This is a genomic window from Micromonospora sp. NPDC049089 (assembly GCF_040648775.1).
GTDB lineage: Bacteria > Actinomycetota > Actinomycetes > Mycobacteriales > Micromonosporaceae > Micromonospora.
Map to the genome: position 1 here is coordinate 1 of NZ_JBEZEH010000335.1, position 3,939 is coordinate 3,939.

Below are 3,939 nucleotides of genomic sequence, written 5' to 3' on the forward strand. Positions count from 1 at the left end.
CCGCTTTGTTTTTCTTTGTCGGCGCCGTCCGCGCGCGCCCGCGCGTGGGGGCGCCCCGGGCCCCCCCCGCCGCCCCCTCCGCTTGTCAACCGGTCAGTAGGTGCCGTCGAGCTGGCCGCGCAGCTTGGTCAGCGCCCGGGTCAGCAGCCGCGAGACGTGCATCTGCGAGACACCGATCTGGTCGGCGATCTGCGACTGGGTCAGGTTGCCGTAGAAGCGCAGCGTGAGGATCTTCTGCTCGCGCTCGTCGAGGGTGGCCAGCGCCGGGCCGAGGGCGACCCGCAGCTCAGCCAGCTCGAACTCGGTGTCCTCGCCGCCGAGCATGTCGCCCAGCTCGGTGGCGCGCTCGCCGTCACCGGTCGGGGTGGACAGCGACACCGCGTTGTACGCGCGGGCGCCTTCCAGGCCCTCCAGCACCTCTTCCTCGGTGAGCTTGAGGTGCGCGGCGATGTCGGCGACCGTCGGCGAGCGGCCGAGGGTCTGCAGGAGCGAGCTGTTGGCGTCGGAGATGGCCAGCCGCAGCTCCTGGAGCCGGCGGGGCACCCGGATGTCCCAGGTGCGGTCCCGGAAGTGCCGCTTGAGCTCCCCGATGATGGTGGGGATCGCGTAACCGGCGAAGTCGACACCGCGCTCGGGGTCGAACTTGTCGATGGCCTTGATCAGGCCGATCGCGGCGGTCTGCGCCAGGTCGTCGTTCGGCTCGCCGCGCCCGCTGTAGCGGTGGGCCAGGTGGTTGGCGAGCGGCAGCCAGGCCTCGATCGCCCGGTCCCGCAGCGCGGCGCGCGACGGGTGGTTGGCGGGCAGCGCCGCCATCGCGTTGAGCAGGTCGGCAGCGCTGTCGGTGAGAGCGCGCGGGTCGAGCTTGGTGGTGGTCTTGACGGCGGCGCTCGGCTGCTCGGTGATCGTTGGCGCGGTCATGGGTGGTCCTCCCTGCACCTCGTCCGCGGACAAAAAGGTGTGACGCTTTGGTTTAGCTTCCAATAGGCCGTTCGGGAGTCACCTTAACCTGATCGGCTCCCGAAAATCTAGCCGAAAGGTTGATGTACTTAAGGTGTGTCCAGTGACAAAACGGGCAAACGGTGCGGCGGTCAAGGTGCTTGTGAGGATCCTTACCCAGTTTCCGGCGCGGTCCGCTGCCGGTCGTCCGCCTGATACGACCGATCGGCACACGGCCGCGTCGGCTGGTCAACAGGAAACCCGACAAGTCGCCGGGAGTGTCGGCTATCCGTCCTTGTCCCGCTGGTGGGACCGGCCGTAGCGTCGCGTGTACACACCCGGTTCGGAGGCACCGTGCTCGATCCAGCCGCTCCCCAGCTTGTCGTGAACAGTCGCACCCTCTACTTCAGCTGGCTGCCGGCCGATCCTGACGCGGTCGCCGCGCTGGTCCCTCCGGGGCTCTGCCCCCGCCCCGACCGGCAGGTCTTCCTCAACCAGTACGTCGTCGACGACGAGACGCAGACCTCCGGCTTCGGCGCCTACTCGCTGACCTACCTCGGCGTCTCGCTGCTGGGCGTCGACGCGCCCGGCGGTCTCAACGCCGGCGGCTGGTGGACCCACTACGTGGCCTCCAGCCGGCGGGTCCGTGAGTACGCCGTCGCTCGCGGCGCCCCGGTGCTCTCCGGGCGTACCCACATCGACGTGACCGGCGAGGAGCTGCTCTCCGAGACGGAGATCGACGGCACGCCGTTGATCCGGGCCCGGTGCCGGGTGGGGGAGACCGGGCACGCGATCAGCAGCGGGCACCACCGCTACTTCACCCGGCGCGACGGCCAGCTGGTCAGCTCGGCCTACCCGTTCGTCGCCGAGCCGGTCGCCCCGTTCGAGATCGAGTCAGTGGAGTTCCTCCAGCCCGGCCACCCGATGTACGCGCTGCGCCCGGACAACCCACTGACCATCGGCTTCGGCTACTACTCACCACGCTCGTCGTTCGCCTACCCGGGCGGGCTGCACGTGCACGCGGTGGCCGCGCCGGAGCCGGCCCGACCGTTTCACCAGGTGCCGGCCAGCCTCGCCCGCAGCGGCCTGCCGTCCGGGTCGTAGACCAGCCGGTACACCGGCAGCGCCCAGGCCCGCGTGTACCACGGCAGCCGCTCGGGGCGGTGCGGGCGCAGTCGCCCCGGTGGGCGTTCGCCGACCTGGCCGTCGTCGTACCACCGTTGTAGCGCGTCGGCGGCGGCCGTGACGGCCGCGACGGCGTCGGCCGGGTCGAGCAGGTCGGCGTCGTCCGCGCCGCCCGGGTCACGGTCCAGGTGCTCGCGCCACAACCGCAGTCGCAGGTCCCGGGCGAAGGTGCGCGCGCCGTCACCCCGCCCGGCCGCGTCGGTGGGCTCCCGCTGGTCCGGTGTCTCGTCGAGCACCGCGCAGGACAACTCGCTGTCGTGCGTCCAGGACCGCCGGTTGAAGTTGTCGCTGCCCACGCTGGCCCAGACGTCGTCGACCACACAGACCTTGGCGTGCACGTAGACCGGGTCACCGGCGTGGTTCTCCACGTCGAACACGTGCACCCGGTCCGGTGCGGCCCGCTCACACAGGGACAGCGCCTGCTCGCGCCCCACCATGTTCGGCGGCAACACCAGCTTGCCGTCCACGTCCGGGTGGCGGGGGACGACGGCGACCAGGTGCAGGTCCGGGTTGTCCCGCAGCGCGTGCGCGAACAGGTCCGCGACCTCGGCCGACCAGAGGTACTGATCCTCCAGGTAGATCAGCCGGCGGGCCCGGCGTACGGCCTTGGTGTAACCCCGGGCCACGGTCCGCTCCCCGTCCGGTGCGAACGAGTAGCGCGGACGGACGGCGGGGTAGGTGCGCAGCACCTGGATCTGGTGCGGACCACAGGGCGGCGGATCGGCCGGTTGCTCGGGCAGCGGGTCGGGGCGCAGGTCCGAGCCGCGCAGCCGGTCCCGCAGGTAGGCCATCGGGTTCTCCGAGTCCAACGGCATCGGGTCGGTCCAGCGTTCCCGGAACAGGGTGTCCAACGCGCCGACCACCGGACCGCGCACCGCGAGCTGTACGTCGTGCCAGGGCGGATTGGGTCCGTACCGGGGGGACATCTGCACCGGTTGCGGATCACCGTGGTGCGCGGCGTCGTCGCGGCGGCTGTGGCACAGGTCGATCCCGCCGGCGAAGGCGACGTCCCGCTCGGGTGCGTCGAGGTGCCGCAGCACCACGAGCTTCTGGTGGTGCGAGCCGCCGCGCCGGACCCGCTGGTCCAGCAGCACCTCGCCACCGGCGGCCGAGATCGTCTCGCTGAGGTCGCGGTTTTCCGCCTCGCTGTACGCCAGCACGTCGAGGTGCGAGCGCCAGATCAACCCCTTGACCACCACACCGCGCTGTGCGGCCTGCGCGAAGAGCTGGGCCACTGTCGGACCGTCCGGTCGCAGCCGCTGGTCCGGGTCACCCCGCCAGTCGGTGAAGAACAGGTGGTCGCCGGCGCCCAGGGCCTCGACCTCGTCGACCAGTCGGTCGAAGTAGGCCGCACCGTGAATCAACGGCTCGGCGAGGTTTCCCGTGGTCCACACGGGTATGCCAGAGACCGGGTTGGCGCGTTCCTCAGCAGTGAGGAACCAGTCCTGCAACGGCACCGTCCAGCCCCCCTGGAGGTCGGCAACGTCCTCACCGTAGGACCCCCGACGCGGGTCCGCACGTCAGGCCCCGGACCGGTGACCTGACCAACGCCATCGACAGCGACGCGACAACAGCCGAGGAGGCCACACCATGCCCCGCGACACGACGAATCCCGTGACCGAGAACCGCGAGCCGGCGGTGGAGAGCGAGCGGGGCGCGCTGGTAGCGGTGTTGGTGATGGTGATTCTGGGCGTTGCCGGGATCTTTGCGGTCTCCTGAGGTGGCGCCGACGCCCCCGGGCTGAACCCGAGGGGTCGGCGCCCACCACAGCGGACGACCGAGGTCAGGGGAGGGTGCCCAGGCCGCCGGTGTGCGGGA

General features: G+C 71.1%; 4 protein-coding genes. 2 read left to right on the plus strand and 2 right to left on the minus strand.

Annotated features, from left to right (window positions below):
* Positions 1-93 precede the first annotated feature (93 nt).
* Entirely contained in the window at positions 94-918 is an 825-nt protein-coding gene (locus AB0B48_RS32190; protein WP_355007199.1) for a SigB/SigF/SigG family RNA polymerase sigma factor, read from the minus strand.
* 372 nt (positions 919-1,290) lie between these two features.
* On the opposite strand from AB0B48_RS32190, the gene AB0B48_RS32195 reads away from it, so the two are divergent.
* On the plus strand, positions 1,291-2,040 hold the full coding sequence (locus AB0B48_RS32195; protein WP_357208214.1) for a hypothetical protein: 750 nt from the start codon (positions 1,291-1,293) through the stop codon (positions 2,038-2,040).
* On the opposite strand, the gene AB0B48_RS32200 is transcribed toward AB0B48_RS32195, so the two are convergent.
* On the minus strand, positions 1,989-3,578 hold the full coding sequence (locus AB0B48_RS32200; RefSeq protein WP_357208216.1) for a phospholipase D-like domain-containing protein: 1,590 nt from the start codon (positions 3,576-3,578) through the stop codon (positions 1,989-1,991). The two genes, AB0B48_RS32195 and AB0B48_RS32200, sit on opposite strands and share 52 nt — an antisense overlap.
* Before the next feature lie 133 nt (positions 3,579-3,711).
* Here AB0B48_RS32200 and AB0B48_RS32205 point away from each other — a divergent pair, with 133 nt between their 5' ends.
* On the plus strand, positions 3,712-3,840 hold the full coding sequence (locus AB0B48_RS32205; RefSeq protein ID WP_256441970.1) for a hypothetical protein: 129 nt from the start codon (positions 3,712-3,714) through the stop codon (positions 3,838-3,840).
* The last annotated feature ends 99 nt before the right edge of the window (positions 3,841-3,939 follow it).

Coding starts and splice junctions, on each gene's coding strand:
- AB0B48_RS32190 (WP_355007199.1), bottom strand. CDS start 918: ATGACCGCGCCAACGATCACCGAGCAGCCGAGCGCCGCCGTCAAGACC.
- AB0B48_RS32205 (WP_256441970.1), top strand. CDS start 3,712: ATGCCCCGCGACACGACGAATCCCGTGACCGAGAACCGCGAGCCGGCG.